This window comes from Enterococcus alishanensis (assembly GCF_019218635.1).
Taxonomy (GTDB): Bacteria; Bacillota; Bacilli; order Lactobacillales; family Enterococcaceae; genus Enterococcus_A; species Enterococcus_A alishanensis.
In genome coordinates this window covers 478,022-498,916 of sequence record NZ_JAHUZB010000002.1, presented here as the reverse complement: position 1 = coordinate 498,916, position 20,895 = coordinate 478,022, and the positions used below count along the sequence as shown (strand labels likewise).

The following is a 20,895-nucleotide window of genomic DNA, read 5'->3' as shown; positions in this document are numbered from 1 at the left end:
ATTGTACCTTTGTCAGTCAGATTTTTAAAAATATAAGAAAAAATTAGGTAAATCATCCAACTAGAGCTGATAAGTCGGATAATTACCTAATAAAGTCACACGATTATTTTGCTGATTTAAAGCTTTTAAAGCTTCCTCAAGCACGGTTTGATCGGTTGGTACATCAATATCAATAATAAAAAAATATTCTCCTAGCTTAGTCTTTTGAGGGCGAGACTCAATCTTACTTAAATTAATATTTAACTGATGAAATACCACCAATATTTCGTGTAAAGAACCTGGTTGGTTTAAAGCTAAATCAACCAAAACAGTAGCTTTTTGCTGGAAATATTTCAACTCTGTTGGTGATGCTTGATCTCCTAATAACCAAAACCTAGTCTGATTATTTGAAATTGATTGAATATCTTTTTGTACAATTGCTAAATCATATTCTTCTGCTGCTTCTTTTGAGGCAATAGCTGCCAATAATTGGTCGGGATGTTCAGCAACTTTTTTTGCTCCTTGAGTAGTAGAGGCCATTTGCTCAATTTCAATTCTCGGAAAAAACTGAGTAATAAATTCTTGAGATTGCGCTAACGCTTGTGGATGAGAACAAATCAATTGTATGTTCTGCCAGTTTTTTTGATTATTTTTTGCAACTAAAAATTGTTGTTTTATCGGCAAAATTATTTCTGCTTTAATTTGTGGCAAACGACGATAAATTTGATCAATAGTTTGTAAAACAGAACCTTCTATCGTATTTTCCACCGGTACCATGGCCCAATCTACTTGGTTTTGCTGCTTTACTTCCAGTAGTTCATTAATGGTTTCAACAGCTATAAATTCTATTTCTTGTCCACTAAAATACATTTTAACCGCTTGATAAGTAAAAGATCCTTTAGGACCAAGATAGGCGACTTTCATCAGACAGTTACCTGATTAAGAATTTCAGCCACAATTTCTTGTGGTGTTTTTTCAGATGTATCAATAGTAAATTTAGCCAATTTTTCATATAACTTTTCCCGACTGAAATACAATTTTTTAATTTCACCATCATTTTTATTCATGGCATTTGGTCGAATATTCGTTTTGTCATTTCGGATTCTTTCAACTAGCACATCCGCATTTGCTTTTAAATAGATAACCTTTTTATCTACCAAAACTTTTTGGTTTTCTTTTTGTAAAATAACACCGCCACCAGTGGCAATAATTGAATTTTTAGTAATTGCTTCTTTTAATAAATCTGTTTCATGATTTCTAAAGGCCGGTTCGCCATGTTCTTCAAAAAAATCAGCAATTGGTTGACCAATTCTTTCCACTAACACATCGTCCATATCAACAACTTGCGCGTTTGTTGTTTTTCCCAATTCTTTACTAATAGTTGTTTTACCTGCACCCATAAATCCGATTAAAATAATTGCGCTCATTGTTCTTCCTCCTTTAGTTCCGCTAAATCATCAAAAAATGTTGGATAAGAAATATTTATTGCTTCAGGATTTTCAAGTTCGACTACTTCTTCTGTAAGTAATGCTGCAATTTGTAACATCATGCCAATTCGATGGTCGCCATGACTACTAACTTTTCCGCCATGTAGTTTGGTCGGACCGTAGACAATTAACCCATCTTCTGTGGTTTCAATATTGGCACCGAGTTTATTTAGTTCAGAAGCAGTAACATCAATCCGATTGGTTTCCTTCACTTTTAGTTCAGCAGCATCAGAAATAACGGTTGTTCCTTCAGCTTGAGTAGCTGCCAAAGCAATAATTGGTAATTCGTCAATTAAGCGGGGTATAATTTCACCTTTTACTTGAACTGCTTTTAATTTGCTAGTAGAGACTTTTAAATCTGCCGCTTGATTTTTTTTATCCATTTGACTAAAAGTGATAGATCCACCCATTTGTTTTAGTACATCGATGATTCCGGTACGTGTCGGATTAATTCCCACTTGTTTCAAAGTAATTTGACTATTGTTTAAAATTAGACCTGCCACAATGAAAAATGCAGCCGATGAAATATCACCAGGCACCGTTATTTCTTGACCAACTAATTTTTGTTTCCCTGTTATTTTGATTACTTTATCTTGAACTTTTATTGTTCCACCAAATTGTTCAATCATTTCTTCTGTATGATTTCGTGATTTTTCTTTCTCTATAATAGTTGTTTCACCATCAGTTTGCAGTGCAGCAAATAAGATTGCTGACTTCACTTGGGCACTTGCTACAGGCATAATATATTCAATCGGTTTTAATTTACCGCCTGTTATGGTAATAGGTGGCAAACCAGTCTGATTTTCCCCATTAATATTTGCCCCCATTTGTCTTAAAGGAGACATCACTCGTTCCATAGGACGTTTATTTAAAGAATGATCTCCTGCAATCTTTGATGTAAAACCACAAGCAGCTAAAATACCCAAACTTAGACGGAGAGTCGTTCCTGAATTTCCAGCGTTTAATTCCTGATGAGGTTGTTCTAAGCCATCAATTCCAGAACCAATAACTGTCACTACACTACCTTTTCTCTGAATGGTTACCCCTAATGCTTTAAAAACATCAATCGTACTTAAGCAATCTTCAGCTGTTAAAAAATTATGAACTGTCGTTGTTCCTTGGCTAATGGCACCAAACATAATACTGCGATGAGAAATTGACTTATCTGGTGGTACCATTAACTCTCCTATTAAACGATCCGCTTGTAATAATTTCATTTGTTAACTCCTCACCCGACAGCAAAAGTTTTCCGCTGCAATTAATTTTTGTCCTTGAAGTAAATCTACTTGATTTTTAAATGATAATTCCAAGACACCATAAATATCTTCTCTAGTTTCTTGGATTTTCAAATTGGTAATCGAAATTCCTGCTGTACTAATAATGGTTGTAATTTGCGCAATTGCTCCAGCAATATCTGGAATATCGACATATAAATCATAAAAAGCCGGTATAGCTCCTTGTTTCTTATGTGGTAAACGGTCTCTCGAATATTTTGCTTGATTAAAAAAATCATATATCGCTTTTTGATCTTCTTCAACCAAATATTGCTGAATTTTCTCGATTTCATCTTGCCATTTTTTTAATAATGTCAGCAATGTTTGACGATTTGTTAATAAGATATCTGTCCACATTCTTGGATCAGAAGAGGCAATACGAGTGATATCACGAAACCCACCAGCTGCCAATTGTGATGCTCGAGGATAGTCTTCAGCTAATTGATCGCTCATTTTAACTAATCCTGCAGCTACAATATGAGGCAAATGGCTTAGTACTGCCACGATTTCATCATGACTTGCTGGGTCAGTGATAATTATTTTTGCTCTCGTTGGCGTCAAAATTTCCTGCAATACGTTAACTGATTGATCCTCAACTTTAGGAGTCAAGATATAATAAGCTTCTTCAAATAAATTTTGATTAACTGCCTTGACGCCCGATTTGTGTGATCCTGCCATAGGGTGTCCACCTATAAATGTGAAGGGCAAATCTTCTGCAAGCTGGAATATTTTTTCTTTCGTACTTCCTGTATCAGTCACAATCACTGAATCTTTTAATTCAATTTTAGCTAATTTTTTTAAATATTCTAAAGTCGTCTGAATCGGTACTGATAAAATAATTATATCCATCTCACCAAAGTCATCGGATAAGTCATCAACTATCCCGTGAGTTTTTGCAAAATCTCTACTCTCAGCTAAATGATCCCAACCGTATATCGTCATATTCGGTCTTTTGATCGCTTTAGCTAAGGAGGCGCCAATTAATCCTAAACCTACAATTAAAACCTTCATTTATTTTACCTCACTAAAATTTTAGCAGTCTTTCCCGATATTCTTTCACTGCTATTTGCAATTCCTCCATAGTATCGGAAGAAAATTTTTCCAATAATTCATTTGCAATCACCGTTGCCATCACATTTTCAGCTACAACTGCGGCAGCAGGAACTGCTGTACTATCAGAACGTTCTACGCTGGCTTTAAATGGTTCTTTCGAATCAATATCAACGCTCATCAATGGTTTGTATAAAGTAGGAATCGGTTTTTTTACTCCTCGAACGATAATTTGTTCGCCATTAGTCATACCACCTTCAAAACCACCCAAATGATTGGTTGTCCGATGAAAACCAGTATCATTCCAGGTAATTTCATCCATTACTTCGGAACCCGGTTTCATACTAGCATCAAATCCAATACCAAATTCTACTCCTTTAAAGGCGTTAATACTTAACATCGCTTGTGCCAATTTACCATCTAATTTTTTATCCCATTGCACATAACTACCTAATCCAGCAGGAACATTTTCGATTCGTACTTCGACGACACCGCCTAGAGTATCTCCCGCTTTTTTGGTTTCATCAATTAATTTTTTCATTGCTTCATCGACCGTCGGATCAACCGTTCGAACTTCAGAAGCTGCAGCTTTAGCTTTAATTTCTGCTACACTGATAACTTCTGGAACCGTTGCTTTAATGCCTCCTAAGACTGCAACATGGCTCGCTACTTCAATCTCTAAGCTGGCTAAAAGTTGTTTGGCTAATGCCCCAATTGCCACCCGTACAGCTGTTTCTCTTGCTGAGGAACGTTCTAAAACATTTCGCAAGTCACGGTGTTGATATTTCATTCCACCCACTAAATCTGCATGTCCAGGACGCGGTTTTGCAACTCTTCTTTGACTAGCGATTTTATCCTCAACTGGCGTTACTGACATGACTTTTGTCCAATTTTTCCAATCCTTGTTTTCAATTGTCATAGCAATTGGTGAACCTAATGTTTTTCCATGTCGAATACCGGCAGTAATTTCTACTTGATCGGTTTCTATTTTCATACGACCGCCTCGACCATAACCGCCTTGGCGACGTGTCAATTCCTGGTTAATTTGATCAACTGAAACCGTTAATCCGGCTGGAATACCTTCAATAATTGTAGTAAGTTTTGGTCCGTGGGATTCTCCTGCTGTTAAATAGCGCATCTTTTTTCCTCTTTTCTAAAATTAAAAAACTCATTGTAGCTATCTACAATGAGCTTTTTGAATAAATAAAAAAGCCACAGTAGATAGATTCTCTACGTGGCTTGACTTCATACACAAGTTCCTTAGCCATCATAGATACAAACAATTGCTTCGTCCGTACCCATGAATCACATGAATACAAACTATCTAAAATAGCTAAAGTATAAATTATTCAGTTGGGATAAAGTAGTATTAATCATATTTTTCGCTCCCAATTGGTTAAGATTAGACTTAGTATAGGTGTCGATATGAGAAAAGTCAATTGTTTTTTTATAGTTTTCTGAAAAAGTTCTCATTGTATTTCCATTTTTACAACGCCAATTCATCTTCTTCAAAAAATAAAAACAAATCAGACAAGCTTAATTGACTCTTTTCAGATGCATTTAAATCCTTGATGATTTGTCCTTTTTCCATCACAATCATGCGATTACCATAATTTATAGCGTCTTCCATCTTATGAGTAATCATTAGACAAGTCAGATTTTGTTCTTTAATGATTTTATCTGTTAAAGTCATCAACTGTCGAGCTGTCTTAGGATCTAAAGCGGCTGTATGTTCATCTAAAAGTAATAAATCTGGTTTTGTGATAGTAGCCATAATTAAACTTAACGCTTGTCTTTGACCGCCTGATAAAAATCCAGTAGGTGTATCCAAATGATTTTCTAAGCCATTACCGACTTGTGCACATAAATTATAATAAAATTCTTTCTTTTGTGATATTTTACGAGTTTTTAGTGGTCGCTTTTGACCTCTTTTTTCAGCCAATGCTAGATTCTCAGTTACCGTTAGACGCGGAGCAGTTCCCATTTTAGGATCTTGAAAAACACGAGAAATATATTTTGCCCGTTTTTCTTCAGGTAATTTTGTAATATCGTGATCCATAATTTTTACGGTACCCGAATCCAGAGGCAAGCTACCGGAAATACTATTAAATAAAGTACTTTTTCCAGCACCGTTACCACCTAAGACAGTGATGAAGTCTCCTGTTTTTATCGTTAAGTCAACCCCACGTAAAATTGGGCGCGATTCATTTAATCCATTATTAACTGTTTTGCTCGCTTGTCTTAATTCTAATGCCTCCATCACTTAGCCTCCTTTTCAAATCCTGTTTTCAAGTTCAATGCTTCTTTCAATCTTGGAATCATTAAACAAATCGCTAAAATGATTGACGAAAAGATTTTTAAATAAGTCGTATCTAAGCCAACTTTAATAATTGCTAGAATTAATAATTGATAAATGACACTGCCCAAGATAACCGTTATTAATCTTTCTGCAAAAGTAACTTCGCCGAAGATTACTTCTCCAATAATAATTGACGCTAAACCAATGACAATCACACCTGTTCCTTTTCCAATATCGGCGTAACCATCATTTTGAGCAATTAATGCTCCAGACAGTGCAATCACACCATTTGATAAGGTTAAACCAATTACTTTCATGCCGTTTGTATTAATACCAATCGAACGAGCCATTGTCTCATTATCACCTGTGACGATATATGCTTGACCAAAATCAGTGAAGAAGAATAGTAATAATAAGGTAAAAATAATTCCAACTGCAATTAATCCCATCAACACGATATCAAAGTGATCTGGTAGATTCAATTGAGTAAAAAAGTCTTGTAGTTTGGGCTGATTTAACAAAGATAAATTTGGTGTTTGCATGACAAACAACATCACTGAGTTTAAACCAGACATAACTAATATTCCTGCTAAAATTACTGGAATTTTTCCTTTAGTATAAAGCATCCCCGTAACAAATCCTGCACACATACCAGCCAAGATTCCTAAGATTGTTGCAAAAAACGGATGAATACCATTAACAATGGCGGTGACGCAAATCGCGCCACCTAGTGGAAATGATCCCTCTGTTGTCATATCTGGAAAACCTAGAATACGATAAGTCATAAAAATTCCTAATCCTAAAATCCCCCAAATAAATCCTTGTCCAATTGACGAAATTATCATAGCTAGTCTCCTTCAACTAATTCTGCTTTGTTTTTTAAATTATCTGGAATAGTAATGCCAAGTTCTGCTGCTTTTGTTTCATTAATAATTGTATCGCCTGTATCAATCACCGTCACTGGTGTTTTAGCTGGATCTGCTCCAGCCAACATTTCAGCCGCAATTTTTCCTGTTTCGATACCCATTTGATATTGATTTTGTCCCACTGTAGCTACTCCGCCTTGTTTCACCATATTATCTACAGATACAAAGACTGGAATTTTTGCCTTGTCAGCTTCTTGTACCAATGTATCAAATGCGTTAGCGATAATATTATCTTGTGGAATATATAAGAAATCATTTTCTCCAGCCGCTTGTTGTGTAATTTGGGAAATTTCATTACTTGAAGAAATCGCATATTTATTTACAGTGTAACCTTCATCAGCTGCTTTTTTCTCAGCTCTCGCAATTTGAGCTAAAGAGTTTTCTTCAGACGAAGAATAAATCATCCCAACCGTTTTTGCTTCTGGTAATAATTCTTTTGCTAATTCAATTTGTTGGTTGACTGGTGATAAATTATTCAATCCTGTAACGTTATTGCCCGGTTCTTCTAGGCTCTTCACCAAACCAGAACCAACTGGATCTGAGATTGCACCCATTACTACTGGAATATCACTTGTAGCATTAGCTAAAGCCTTAGCCGCCGGAGTTGCTACCCCAACTAAAACATCAGAATTCTTAGAGATTAATTGTTGGCTCATGGTATCTAATTTACTTTGATCGCCTTGACCATTTAAGTATTCAATTTTGATATTTTCACCATCAACATATCCAGCATCTTTCAGACCATCTACTACGCCATCTTTAATTTGGTCTAAAGAAGGATGACTTATAAATTGTAAAATTCCAACTGTTTGTAATTCTGATGAATCTGTTGTGGCACTTGATGTGGTTTGACGGCTACCCATTTGATAAGCGAATACTCCGATTAAAATAACTGCTATTGCGATAATTGAACCAATAATCCCTTTGTTTTTCATAATATTTCCTCCTAATATTTTAATGTAAGCAAAAAGAGACAACTACCCTAAATATAACGGTAGTTGTCTCTCGAAAAACAAAAACCGCATAGATCGGTCTCTATGCGGGGAAAGTACATAATAAATACATCCAACATAGATACAAGATTTAGAATAGTTCTAAACGCTGCATCTATGAAATGAGTCCATAAACGCAACTTATCTACGCCAGTTTTGCCAACGATTCTTTTGTTGAGATAAGTTTGCTTTTTTCATGTGGCTCACTCCTTCTTTGATGTTGAAATTAGTTTACCCAATGAAAATGAGATTGTCAACATATTTATTAAAATAAAATTAAAAATATTTTAACTAATCTAAATAACGTTGGGATAATCGATTTAGTTTTGGAACAAACTCACTATTTAAGTGAGTCATTTCTTCTACTACAAACCGATTTTTCTCTTCACCTTTTTTAAAATAAACAAAGGTAACTTGATTTGGATTAATTTGATAGTCTTTAGCCATTTGGTCACTATGGTAAACAATTGGATAAAAATAAAATTTTCGATTCAATGTTTCTTCCTGAGAAGGATCATTTAAAATAGCAAGTACTTTTTTATAGGTCTCTCCATGAGGCTGACAAAACATGACAGCTATCGTTTTAGAATCTTTAATTTGTTGGTCAGAGTTTTGGTAATCCATAGGCAATATATATTTAGTATCAATCTTATTGTAAACTGTCGTTTCAATTTCAGTTGCGCGAGAAACCTCTCTCACATATTGTAAAGAAAATATGCCTATAGTAATTGTCATAATTGAAATAATCAAAATAGCAATCGTCTTTTTTTGGTTGGCTTCTGCTTTTAAATAAAAAACTTTCCAAAGCCTTTGGAGTATCTCTCCAAAATTTAAGAAGAACTTTTTCATTCTATCACCCTAGTTATATTATAACGAAAAAAAAATAAACTGCTACTCTGATAAAACGAAAACATAAAAAATTTTTGTCTGAAAATTCTAAAAATGATATGATAATAATAAATTAATTAGACTTGGAGGGATTATTATGAGTAGTAACCATTTATTTGATCGGAAAGAGATTCATTCAAACAATCCTCGCTTAAGTGGCTTTAAAACAACTATTGAGACAGCTTTCTATGGTAATAATGTAACGGAAATAAAAGATGTAGCGGCTGCTTATCAGCTGGCTTTTGAAAATTCTCAGACCATCGTGACCGATTTACCTATTGATCAGCCGGAAAAATTAGGTTTGCCAACTGATGCCAAAGTATTAATTACTAATGATGGTAAAATCGTTGGTCGCTCTGCCATCGCGCGAAAATTAATTTTAACTACTAAAGAAGACAAGGATTTTTCTGCTTTGATGAGAGAAGTTGTTTATCACGGACAAGAGAAAATTTTTTTAAAGTCATCTGTGGTCGTAGGTTTACATAATGATTTTATGGTTAAATCTCATTTAATGATTCCTGCAAATTTTCCGATGCAACTATTTCAATACTTGATGAATTTTGAATTTTCTCAAAATCTAACAAATATCTACGAGCAGTCTCAAGAGTTTCCTAATGAAAATGATTTATATTTTTATGCTGATCCTGATTGGCAACATCCAGATTATCCTGACGGCCTAGTTATTTTAGATCCAGCACATAATTGTGGAGCTATTCTAGGCCTACGATATTTTGGTGAACTTAAAAAAGCTACCCTATCTTTAGCATGGCAAATTGCTCACCGAAATGGCTTTATTGCTTGTCATGGCGGAATGAAACAATTTCAGTTGCCTAATAGTAAATACACCATGGCAGCATTTGGTTTATCTGGAACTGGAAAATCTACAATCACCTTGTCTCATCATGGAAATAAATTCCCAATTACTGTTTTACATGATGATGCTTTTGTAATTAATCAAAAAGATGGTGGGACGACAGCATTAGAACCATCCTATTTTGATAAGACTGAAGACTATGCCATGGATCATGCTGCAATTAAATATTTTTTAACTGCTGAAAATGTTGGTATAACTTTAGATAAGAATGGTCAAAAAGTTTTAGTAACAGGAGATATCAGAAATGTAAACGGCCGCTGCATAAAAAGCCGTTTTGCTACAAAAGATCGAAAGGATCATATTAACGAAAAAATTGATGGTGTTTTTTGGATCATGAAGGACGAAACTCTACCACCTATTTTAAAATTGAATGATCCGACTTTGGCTGCTATTTTTGGTGTAACTTTGGCGACAAAACGGTCAACCGCTGAAAATATTCAAGTCAGCGATCAATTAATAATTGAACCTTTTGCTAATCCATTTAGAACCTATCCCTTGGCAGAAGACTATCAAAATTTCAGAACGTTATTTACTAACGGAACAACCTGTTATATTTTAAACACTGCCAGTTTCAACGAACGAAATATTTCTCCAGAAGTAACTTTAAAAGGGATTGAAGATATTGTAACAAAAACTGGTGAATTTGAAACTTTCGGTCCATATCCGCAAATCGAGTATTTAAAAATTGATGGCTACGAACCAGATTTTAATAATCAAAAATATCGACAAGCACTTAAAACGAGTTTGAAAACCCGTTTGGTTTTTGTCGAAGAAAAAGCCTTAAATCCTTTTACTGAATTGCCAACAGAAGTGACTGATCTGCTAACAGAAATGATTCTAAAATTGGAAAAATAGGTTTTTTTTAAGAAGTTGTTTATAATAGATTTATCTAGGAAAGAATCGAGGAATACAGATGTCGTTTGATGGTGTTTTTACCCATGTAATGGTTCAGGAATTGGACCAACTAATTAGCGGTCGTATTTCAAAAATCCACCAACCTTATGAAAATGAAGTGGTTTTAGTCATACGCGCCAACGGAAAAAATCAACGTTTATTGTTATCGGCGCATCCCAGCTATGCGCGAATCCAATTAACCAATATTGCTTATAGTAATCCTGGTACCCCACCCACTTTTGCCATGATGTTACGAAAACATTTAGAAGGGGGTATTTTAGAAAATATCGAACAAATTGAAAATGATCGTGTGGTCCACTTTACGATCAATAAAAGAGATGAGTTAGGTGATCAGCAAAAATTAGTTCTGATTGTTGAATTAATGGGACGTCATTCAACAATTGTTTTAGTTAATCAAACCAGTGGCAAGATTTTGGATGCAATCAAGCATATCGGACCTTCACAAAATTCTTATCGAAGTATTTTACCAGGTTCAACCTATGTTACTCCCCCTTCACAGGAGCAAATAAATCCTTTTAAGGCAAATAAGGAACAAGTATTTGAAATAGTATCAACGGCTGAAAAATTAACTGGTAAATATTTACAACAAAATTTCCAAGGACTTGGTCGCGATACGGCGGATGAACTTGTCTACCGCTTAGAGGAAATCAGCAATCAAAAAATGGCTGTTTGGGATAACTTTTGGCAAGAAGTACAACAACCAACTCCGACATTAGGGAAAATCAAAAATAAAGAATTGTTTGCGCCGATCTCCTTTCTAACTTTTGAAGAAAAGCAGTCTTACGATAATTTAAGTCAATTATTAGACGCGTTTTATGGAGAAAAAGCAGAGAAAGACCGTGTAAAACAGCTCGGTAACCAGCTGATCAAAAAAGTTGAAAATGAAATCAGCCGCAATCAATCAAAACTCGCAAAGCGTCAACAAACCTTGAAGGATTCAGAAAATGCAGAAGACTTTCGACGTGATGGTGAGCTTTTAACAACTTTTATGGCACAAGTTCCTAGAGGTGTTGACTCAGTCACTTTAGAAAACTATTATGAAGAGAATCAACCGATTGAAATAAAGTTAAATCCAGCATTGACTACTAATCAAAATGCTCAAAAATATTTTCACCGTTACCAAAAGCTCAAAAATGCGGTCAAATTAATTGATGCGCAAATTAAAGAAGCCCAAGAAGAAATCAATTATTTAGAATCTATTTTGGCACAATTAGAGATTGCCGGTCCAATGGATATCGATGTTATTCGTGAAGAGTTAATTGCTAGTGGCTACTTAAAGAAACGTAGTCAAAAGAAAAACCGTCAACACAAACCTTCACAGCCAGAAAAATTTATTGCTAGTGATGGCACGACGATTTTAGTCGGCAAAAATAATTTACAAAACGATCAATTGACCTTGAAAAAAGCCCGGAAGACCGATATTTGGCTCCATGCTAAAAATATCCCAGGCTCTCACGTGATTATTAGATCAGACAATCCTAGTGAAAAAACTTTATTGGAGGCGGCCGAACTAGCTGCATACTTTTCAAAATATCGTCAATCAGCTCAAGTTCCCGTGGATTATGTGCAAGTAAAATTCGTTCATAAACCCAATGGTGCAAAACCAGGATTTGTTATTTATGAAAATCAAAAAACGTTATTTGTAACACCTGAAGAAACAACTATCCAACAATTGAAAAACAATACTGAAAATTAGAAAAACCGCCCAAAGTTTTATTTTTGGGCGGTTTTCTTTTTAAAACTAGGAACTTGGACATCCAATATCTCTAAAAAGAAATTGAAGATTGGAATCCCTACTAATAATCCCCACAGACCTAGGAAATGTTCGCTTATTAATAAGATGACAAACGTAAAAAAAATTGGTAAATTGGTTCGACTAGACATGAATTGTGGATTTAAAACATAAGCTTCTACGCAATGTACAACGATTATTAAAACTAATACATAAATCACTGTTTGAATGCCACCGGTTGAATAAGCAATCAATGTTAGCGGCACACAAGAAAAAATCACACCAGCAACAGGAATTAAACTCAAAAAGAAGATCATAATTGCTAAAGTTGGTAATTGTGAGAAACCGATAATTCCTAATCCAATTGTTGTAACAATAGTATTAACCACCGCAATCAATATTTGAACTTCGATAACCACACCAAATGTTTCTATAAAAATACTCCCAAAATAAGCAAGATCTTTAAAATACCAAGCAAAATGACTAGTCAAAAAGCTACCAGAAAAACGGACTGTCTTTTTCTTTTCCACCATAAAGAAAAAACTTAATAAAAACGACATGATGAAAGCTATTGTTAAGCGACCCGCATTTTGTAACTGGGTAAACACAATCGATGCTCCGCTCTCCAATTTATCTTGCCAATTGTGGGTTTCAAGATAATTAGCAACGAACTTAACTACACCTTCTGCTTCTTTCGATTGATTCTGGTAAAAAGCAAATAACGTATTATAGGTATGAATCACTTGATTAATTAAAAAATTAGCATATTTTGTAACCAATAAATAAACTACAAATACTGCAATAAAATACAAAAGCATAGTTAGTAAAAAAGTCGGTAATTTAAGCCAGCGTTGAATAAGATCTACCGATTTTACAGCCAACAAAGTAAAAATAAAGGTCAGTAAAATCGTCGTCATAAATTCACGGACGCAGAATAGGACAATAATTACACTAACTAAAACAGTCAAACGTCTTAAAGTAGTATTTTCGATAAATTTTTGATACATGGACACCCCTCCACTTCTTAATCATTCTATCATTTATTAAAAGAAAAAAGCATTATTCACTCTTTTCTCAGAGTAAATAATGCTTTGTTTTATTAAGCTAACCAATTTTCAGGATTTTCCCGCCATTTTTTCAATAGAGTTAATTGATCTTCATTGATGTATTTTTCTTCTAAAGCAATTTCAATCAAAGCTGAATAATTGGTTAATGTTACCAATTTTATATCTGCTTCCTTAAAATTATCAACACCTTTGGCTAACTCATAAGTAAAGATTGCTGCAACGCCCAAAACATTAGCACCTTCTTTAGTTGCTGCAGTGGCAGCTTCTAAAACACTGCCTCCAGTTGAAATTAAATCTTCAATAACAACCATCTTTTGACCTTCTTTGATGCGGCCTTCAATTTGATTTCCTTTACCATGGTCTTTTGCTTTAGAACGAATATAGACCATCGGTAAATCTAAAATTTCAGCTACCCAAGCAGCATGGGGTATACCAGCAGTTGCTGTTCCAGCAATCACTTCTACATCAGGAAAATTTTTTTTGATTTCTTCCGCTAAACCTTTGGCGATTGCACGGCGAACTTTAGGATAGCTCATGGTAATTCGATTATCACAATAAATAGGAGATTTTATACCACTAGCCCAAGTAAAGGGTTCATCTGGACTTAATGAGACTGCTTCAATGGATAATAAATCTTTGGCAATTTCTGCTGCAATGGTAGTCATTTATTTTTCACCGTTCCATTCATTTTTTATTTGTAAATAGCTTTCGTAAGGATTTTCTGCTTGAGTAATCGGGCGACCTACTACAATGTAAGTAGAGCCAATTTTTTTAGCATCGGCTGGTGTCATGACTCTTTTTTGATCACCAACACTGGCTCCTTGTGGTCTAATTCCTGGTGTAAGACAGACGAAGTCAGGATTTGTTGCTTGATGAATAGCCGCAACTTCTAGAGCTGAACAAACTACTCCATCCAAGCCAGCTTTGTCCGCACACTTGGCATAATGTAAGACACTTTCCTGCAAGCTAACTGGAATTAATTGATCTTCATGCATTTGTTTTTCAGAAGTTGAAGTAAGTTGAGTCACAGCGATTAATTCTGGTACAGCTTCACCAGTTGGCGTTCCTTCGATCAACCCTGCTTTAGCCGCTTCCATCATTTCAATGCCACCAGCAGCATGAACATTGGTAATTTTTACTCCGAGTTTTGCTAAGCCAGACATAGCTTTTTTTACTGTATTTGGGATATCATGTAATTTCAAATCCAAAAAAACATCGTGTCCAGACGATTTTAAAAAGGAAACAATCTCAGGTCCTGTTTGATAAAAAAGTTCCATGCCAATTTTTACAAATAACGCCTCTTCTTTAGGAAACTTTTTTAAAAACTGGATAATCTCTTCTTTTGAAGCAAAATCCAAAGCAATAATTGGTCTTCTTTCCATCTAACCTCGCGCCTCTCTAACTTCTTTTCTTAATTGTTCCAAAGATTCAATACCTAATTCATCCAATTTTTGTGGTAAGGAATCAATTAATTTGGGACAAATATATGGATCAGTAAAGTTTGCCGTTCCCACGGCGACCGCACTGGCTCCTGCTAAAAACATTTCAATCACGTCATCAACATTTTGTACGCCACCCATGCCAATGATGGGCAAGTCGGTAATTCCAGCAACTTGATGAATCAAACGGATGGCAACTGGTTTAATGGCCGGTCCAGACAAACCTCCAGTCATATTTGCTAAAATTGGTCGTCGCGTTTTTAAATCAATCCGCATTCCCATTAAAGTATTAATCATCGTAAAACCATCTGCGCCTCCTTGTTCAACTGCTTTTGCAATCGGAACAATATCGGTCACATTAGGAGATAATTTTACATAAACTGGTACTTTCGCAACTTCTTTAACCGCTTTTGTCAAACTTCCAGCAGCATCTGGATCGGTTCCAAATAATAAGCCCCCGTGTTTTACATTGGGACAAGAAATATTCAATTCAATCGCATGGACATTCGGTGCATCACCAATTCTTTTGGCAACTTCTACATAATCTTCTTCGCAAGCACCTGCTACATTGGCAATTAAAGGCAAATCTTGAAATTTTTCCAAACTTGGCAGTATTTCATTCATTACGACCTCTAATCCAGGATTTTGTAGTCCAATAGCATTTAGCATTCCACTGGCAGTTTCAGCAACTCGTGGTGTCTCGTTTCCATAACGAACGAGTGGTGTAGTTGCTTTAATCATAATCGATCCTAATTGATTTAAATCATAATAATCCGCATACTCCTTACCAAAACCAAAACATCCGCTGGCTGGCATAATTGGATTTTTTAAATTCAGCCCTGGTAAATTAACAGCTAAACGATTCATTAAATGATTACCTCCCCGGCTTTAAAAACTGGCCCATCTTCACAAACTTTTAGACTTTGGTTTGGATCTTCTGGCACATGACAGACGCAAGCGTAACAAGCACCCATTCCACAGGCCATACGTGATTCCAAAGAAAGCTGAACATTTTCAACTTCATCGAAAAAGCCTTCAACAGTTTTTAACAATGCGTTCGGACCACAAGCAAAAACAGCATCGGGTTTTTCAGTAGTTTCCGCTAAAAGATGACCAACATGTCCTTTTTTACCAAAGGTACCATCATCAGTTGAAATTTTTGTCTCACTTAATTGATTGAATTCATCCAAGTAATAAATATCTTTTTTAGTCGTGAAACCTAAAAAGTGAACAACCTTCACTCCTTTAGCAGTTAAATCTCTTGAAAGTTGATACAATGGAGGGATGCCAATACCGCCGCCAACAATATATGCAGTATCGCCAGCTTTTAAATCTGTCAATTCAAATCCATGGCCTAAAGGCCCCATAACATCTAACATTTCTCCAGCTGTCATCTCAGAAAAAGCTTGTGTCCCAGCCCCTTCGATTCGATAGATCACTGTACAAGTCTGATCAGTCAAATTAAATTGGTTAATACTAATCGGACGGCGTAGCAATAAATCTGAGCGAGGCACGCGGATATGGATAAATTGTCCTGGCTGTTTCATTTGCTTAACTAATTGTCCTTGTAAAACCAATTCAAAAATGCGTGGCGCAATTTCAATTTGACTGACGATTCTCATCATTTCCTGCTTCATATTAGCCTCCCGTATATCATTTGTTTCCAAATTATCAGCAGAATTTTTTTACTCCTGCTGATAATTCTACGTATTAAATTTCTTGAATCGAAAATGCTCGAGATTCCATCACTTTTAAGATAGCATTTGCTGTATCAAGTGAAGTAAATAATGGTACACCATGTTCAACCGCTTCTCGGCGGATAATGAAGCCGTCATCAGAAGTATTTTGACGATTTTTGTCCATTGTATTGATTACAACTTGTGCATCACCTTGTCTGATTAATTCTACCACGTTATCCTCAGCAGATTCAGATATTTTTGCGATCGTTTTGGCTTCGACACCATGCTCTTTCAAGTATTCAGCAGTTCCTTTAGTAGCCAGTAAACTATAACCAACTTCTTTAAAACGTTTCGCTAAATCTAAAGCTTCTTCTTTCGTCTCATCTGCAATGGTGAATAATACTGAGCCAAAGTCTGGTAAATGTAATCCACTAGCTTCAAAAGCTTTGTAAAGTGCTTTTTCCAAATTGCGATCACTACCCATTACTTCACCAGTCGATTTCATTTCTGGCCCTAAGTAAGTGTCTACTTTTTGTAATTTTGTAAAGCTAAAGACTGGTGCTTTAATGTGAACCAACTGACTTTCAGGATATAATCCATCTTGATATCCTAAATCAGTTAAACTTTCACCTAAAATTGCTTTCGTAGCAACTTGCGCCATCGGAATATCAGTAATTTTACTTAAAAATGGCACTGTTCGGCTGGCTCTTGGATTCACTTCGATTACATAGACTGTCTGATCATGAATAACAAATTGAATGTTCATCATACCAATACAATTCATTCCTATAGCTAACCGTCGTGTATAATCTTCAATTGTATTTTTAATTTCTTGTGAGAAAGTTTGCGGCGGATAAACAGCCATTGAATCACCCGAGTGAACCCCAGCTCTTTCAATATGTTCCATTATTCCAGGAATTAATACTGTCGTACCATCACAAATCGCATCGACTTCGCATTCTTGACCAACCATGTAACGGTCAACTAAAACAGGATGTTCTGGTGAAGCTTTTACCGCGTGGGCCATATAATCTTCTAAGTCCGCTTGATTTTCAACAATTTCCATTGCTCGACCGCCAAGTACATAACTTGGACGCACTAATACAGGATAACCGATTCTCTCTGCAACTTTTACCGCTTCTGCAGCGCTAGTTGCCGTTTCGCCTGGTGGTTGCGGAATATTTAAAGCTTGTAATACTTGCTCAAACTGATCACGATCTTCCGCCCGATCTAAATCTTCGATAGTTGTTCCTAAAATATTCACACCAGCATGATGCAAAGGTTCAGCTAAATTGATTGCTGTTTGTCCACCAAATTGCACGATGACACCTAAAGGCTGTTCCAAATCAATTACATTCATCACATCTTCAAAAGTCAGTGGTTCAAAATATAATTTGTCAGAAGTAGAGAAGTCAGTTGAAACAGTTTCTGGATTGCTATTCATAATAATTGCTTCATAGCCAGCGGATTGAATCGCTTTTACTGAGTGAACTGTTGCATAGTCAAATTCAACTCCTTGGCCAATCCGAATCGGTCCAGATCCCAGTACTAAAACTGACTCTTTCTTTGAGACTTCACTTTCATTTTCAAATTCGTACGTACTATAAAAGTAAGGTGTTTGTGATTCAAACTCGGCTGCACAAGTATCTACCATTTTGTAGACCGGCCAGATATTTTCTTGTTTACGTAAATCACGAATTTCTTTTTCTGTTTGTTCCCAAAGTTGTGCAATTTTTCGATCATTGAAACCATTTTGTTTAGCTTTTTTCAAAGTAGATAAATCATTTTGGTTTTGTGCCAACTCAGTTTCTAATTCAACAATGTGTAATAGTTTATCTAAAAAGAACAAATCTACTTTAGTTAATTCATGTAATTCTTCAATCGAATAACTACGACGTAAAGCTTCAGCCAGATAAAAAATACGATCATCTTGAGCTTTAACCATTTTTTCAGTTAATTTATCATCAGATACCTCTGCAAGCTCTGGCAATTCTACATGGTGAACACCGATTTCCAGTGAACGAACAGCTTTTAACAGACTTTCTTCGATGTTCCGTCCGATTGCCATGACTTCACCAGTTGCTTTCATTTGTGTACCTAAAATACGTTCACCCGTTTCAAATTTATCAAAAGGCCAACGGGGAATTTTTGCTACAACATAGTCTAAAGCTGGTTCAAATTCTGCATAAGTAGTTTCAGTTACCGGATTTTTCATTTCATCTAACGTTAAACCAACAGCGATTTTTGCCGCCAACTTGGCAATCGGATAACCAGTCGCTTTACTAGCTAACGCTGAGGAACGAGAAACACGAGGATTTACTTCAATTACATAATAGTTAAAACTATTTGGATCCAAAGCCAATTGAACATTACAGCCACCTTCAATTTTTAAAGCACGGATAATTTTTAAAGAGGCATCCCGTAGCATTTGATACTCATAATCAGACAAAGTTTGACTTGGCGCAAAAACAATCGAATCTCCAGTGTGGATTCCAACTGGATCAAAGTTCTCCATATTACACACTACGATTGCATTGTCGGCAGAATCTCGCATAACTTCGTATTCAATCTCTTTGTAACCAGCAATTGATTTTTCAATTAAACATTGAGTAGCCGGTGATAATTTCAGACCATTTTCTGTAATTACTCGTAACTCGTCTTCATTATCGCACATTCCACCGCCTGTTCCACCTAAAGTAAATGCGGGGCGAACAATCACCGGATAACCGATAATTTTAGCAAAATCAACTGCTTCTTCAACTGTTGTCACAATTTCAGATTCAGGTATCGGTTGGTCTAATTCTTCCATTAATTGTTTAAATAAATCACGGTCTTCTGCTTGGTCAATGGCTGAAAGCTTGGTTCCTAATAATTCTATCGTCAGCTCATCTAAAATACCAGAATCAGCTAATTCCATCGCCATGTTCAATCCAGTTTGACCACCTAAGGTTGGTAAGATTGCATCTGGTAATTCTTTGCGTAATATCCTAGAGACAAACTCTAATGTAATTGGTTCAATGTATACTTTGTCAGCAATCTCACGATCCGTCATGATTGTTGCTGGATTTGAATTTACTAAAACAACTTCATAGCCTTCTTCTTTTAAAGCCAAGCAAGCTTGCGTGCCGGCATAATCAAATTCTGCGGCCTGACCAATTACAATTGGACCAGAACCGATGACCATGATTTTTTTAATATCTGTTCTCTTTGGCATTAAGCTTGCTCCTTTCCTGCATCCATCATTTCCATGAATTCATCAAATAAATGAATCCCATCATGGGGACCCGGTGCTGCATCAGGGTGATATTGCACACTAAAAGCAGGATAATCACGATGCCGAATTCCTTCAACAGTGCCATCATTTACTTCTACATGCGTCACTAGTAATTTCTCAGGGTCAATTGTTTTAGGATTTACTGCAAACCCATGATTTTGAGAGGTAAAATCAATTTTTCCAGTAGCAACTTCTCTAACTGGATGATTTAAACCGCGATGACCAAAACGCATTTTATACGTATCCGCTCCATTAGCCAAAGCAAATAACTGATGGCCCAAACAAATTCCGAAAATTGGTACTTTCCCTTGAATTTGACGAATCATTTCAATTGCTTCAGGAACATCTTTGGGGTCTCCCGGTCCATTGGTTAACATCACACCATCTGGTTGCAAATCTAAGATTGTTTGCGCGTCAGTATCATAAGGCATCACTGTTAGATTACATTCTCTTCTAGAAAGCTCCCGCAAAATACTATGTTTTAAGCCAAAATCAATCACTACCACATTACGACCAATTCCAGGGCTTGGATAAGGCGTTGATGTTGAAACTTGTGCCACTTGATTTGTTGGTAAAACAGTTGCTTTTAACTGATCAAATGCATGTTCAAATTTATCACCTGGTTCAATAATACTGGCTTTCATTGTACCGTGATTACGTAATTTTTTTGTTAGTGCTCTGGTATCAATCCCGGCAATTCCAGGTATATTTTTCCTTTTTAAAAATTCATCTAAAGTCATTTGATTGCGCCAATTGCTGGCAAGTCGCGCATGTTCTTTCACCACGACACCTTTACAAGTTGGTGAAATACTTTCGTAATCATCGCGATTCACGCCATAGTTTCCCACCATTGGATAAGTAAAAGTAATAATTTGTCCGTTAAAGCTTTGATCGGTAATAGTTTCTTGATAGCCGGTCATACTAGTCGTAAAGACGATTTCTCCAAATACATTGGCCTCTGCTCCAAAAGCTTCTCCTTCAAAGACAGTACCATCTTCTAAAATCAATAATCGTTTCAAA

At 35.9% G+C, this 20,895-nt stretch carries 18 protein-coding genes; 2 read left to right on the top strand and 16 right to left on the bottom strand.

Features of this window, described 5'->3' with window-relative positions:
* Positions 1–60 precede the first annotated feature (60 nt).
* The 9 genes from pheA to KUA55_RS05970 form a co-directional block, all read right to left on the bottom strand.
* The gene (gene pheA / locus KUA55_RS06010) at positions 61–903 is read right to left on the bottom strand and encodes a prephenate dehydratase (RefSeq protein ID WP_218325277.1); all 843 of its coding nucleotides are present in this window, start codon (positions 901–903) and stop codon (positions 61–63) included.
* On the bottom strand, positions 903–1,406 hold the full coding sequence (locus KUA55_RS06005) for a shikimate kinase (protein WP_218325276.1): 504 nt from the start codon (positions 1,404–1,406) through the stop codon (positions 903–905). The genes pheA and KUA55_RS06005 overlap by 1 nt, the downstream gene beginning before the upstream one ends.
* Positions 1,403–2,683, bottom strand: coding sequence for a 3-phosphoshikimate 1-carboxyvinyltransferase (aroA, locus tag KUA55_RS06000; RefSeq protein WP_218325275.1), 1,281 nt, complete (start codon positions 2,681–2,683; stop codon positions 1,403–1,405). The genes KUA55_RS06005 and aroA overlap by 4 nt, the downstream gene beginning before the upstream one ends.
* A 3-nt stretch (positions 2,684–2,686) precedes the next feature.
* Positions 2,687–3,751, bottom strand: a complete 1,065-nt coding sequence (locus KUA55_RS05995) for a prephenate dehydrogenase (protein ID WP_218325274.1) — start codon at positions 3,749–3,751, stop codon at positions 2,687–2,689.
* A 13-nt stretch (positions 3,752–3,764) separates the two neighbouring features.
* Complete coding sequence (gene aroC / locus KUA55_RS05990) at positions 3,765–4,928, bottom strand: chorismate synthase (protein WP_218325273.1); 1,164 nt, start codon at positions 4,926–4,928, stop codon at positions 3,765–3,767.
* Between the two features lie 348 nt (positions 4,929–5,276).
* Entirely contained in the window at positions 5,277–6,050 is a 774-nt protein-coding gene (locus KUA55_RS05985) for an ABC transporter ATP-binding protein (protein WP_218325272.1), read from the bottom strand.
* Entirely contained in the window at positions 6,050–6,934 is an 885-nt protein-coding gene (locus KUA55_RS05980) for an ABC transporter permease (RefSeq protein ID WP_218325271.1), read from the bottom strand. The genes KUA55_RS05985 and KUA55_RS05980 overlap by 1 nt, the downstream gene beginning before the upstream one ends.
* A gap of 2 nt (positions 6,935–6,936) precedes the next feature.
* Positions 6,937–7,950 carry a tryptophan ABC transporter substrate-binding protein gene (gene trpX, locus KUA55_RS05975; RefSeq protein WP_218325270.1) on the bottom strand — a complete coding sequence of 338 codons (1,014 nt, stop codon included), beginning with the start codon at positions 7,948–7,950 and terminating at the stop codon, positions 6,937–6,939.
* A 348-nt stretch (positions 7,951–8,298) separates the two neighbouring features.
* The gene (locus tag KUA55_RS05970; RefSeq protein ID WP_218325269.1) at positions 8,299–8,856 is read right to left on the bottom strand and encodes a hypothetical protein; all 558 of its coding nucleotides are present in this window, start codon (positions 8,854–8,856) and stop codon (positions 8,299–8,301) included.
* 136 nt (positions 8,857–8,992) lie between these two features.
* Here KUA55_RS05970 and KUA55_RS05965 point away from each other — a divergent pair, with 136 nt between their 5' ends.
* Both KUA55_RS05965 and efbA read left to right on the top strand, forming a co-directional pair.
* Positions 8,993–10,624 carry a phosphoenolpyruvate carboxykinase (ATP) gene (locus KUA55_RS05965; RefSeq protein ID WP_218325268.1) on the top strand — a complete coding sequence of 544 codons (1,632 nt, stop codon included), beginning with the start codon at positions 8,993–8,995 and terminating at the stop codon, positions 10,622–10,624.
* 58 nt (positions 10,625–10,682) lie between these two features.
* A complete protein-coding gene (efbA, locus tag KUA55_RS05960; RefSeq protein ID WP_218325267.1) occupies positions 10,683–12,380 on the top strand; it encodes a fibronectin-binding protein EfbA in 1,698 nt (565 codons plus the stop codon).
* A 17-nt stretch (positions 12,381–12,397) separates the two neighbouring features.
* Here the strand turns inward: efbA and KUA55_RS05955 are convergent, their stop codons facing one another.
* The 7 genes from KUA55_RS05955 to KUA55_RS05925 all read right to left on the bottom strand — a co-directional run bounded on the left by KUA55_RS05955 (position 12,398) and on the right by KUA55_RS05925 (position 20,894).
* Positions 12,398–13,423 (bottom strand): AI-2E family transporter, encoded by a 1,026-nt coding sequence (locus KUA55_RS05955; RefSeq protein ID WP_218325266.1) that lies wholly within the window; start codon positions 13,421–13,423, stop codon positions 12,398–12,400.
* A gap of 92 nt (positions 13,424–13,515) precedes the next feature.
* On the bottom strand, positions 13,516–14,148 hold the full coding sequence (pyrE, locus tag KUA55_RS05950) for an orotate phosphoribosyltransferase (protein WP_218325265.1): 633 nt from the start codon (positions 14,146–14,148) through the stop codon (positions 13,516–13,518).
* Entirely contained in the window at positions 14,149–14,865 is a 717-nt protein-coding gene (pyrF, locus tag KUA55_RS05945; protein ID WP_218325264.1) for an orotidine-5'-phosphate decarboxylase, read from the bottom strand. It abuts the gene before it with no gap.
* Positions 14,866–15,789, bottom strand: coding sequence for a dihydroorotate dehydrogenase (locus tag KUA55_RS05940; RefSeq protein ID WP_218325263.1), 924 nt, complete (start codon positions 15,787–15,789; stop codon positions 14,866–14,868).
* The gene (locus KUA55_RS05935) at positions 15,789–16,559 is read right to left on the bottom strand and encodes a dihydroorotate dehydrogenase electron transfer subunit (protein ID WP_218325262.1); all 771 of its coding nucleotides are present in this window, start codon (positions 16,557–16,559) and stop codon (positions 15,789–15,791) included. The genes KUA55_RS05940 and KUA55_RS05935 overlap by 1 nt, the downstream gene beginning before the upstream one ends.
* Before the next feature lie 73 nt (positions 16,560–16,632).
* Complete coding sequence (gene carB, locus KUA55_RS05930; RefSeq protein ID WP_218325261.1) at positions 16,633–19,815, bottom strand: carbamoyl-phosphate synthase large subunit; 3,183 nt, start codon at positions 19,813–19,815, stop codon at positions 16,633–16,635.
* Positions 19,815–20,894, bottom strand: coding sequence for a carbamoyl phosphate synthase small subunit (locus tag KUA55_RS05925; RefSeq protein WP_218325260.1), 1,080 nt, complete (start codon positions 20,892–20,894; stop codon positions 19,815–19,817). The genes carB and KUA55_RS05925 overlap by 1 nt, the downstream gene beginning before the upstream one ends.
* Between the last annotated feature and the right edge of the window lies 1 nt (position 20,895).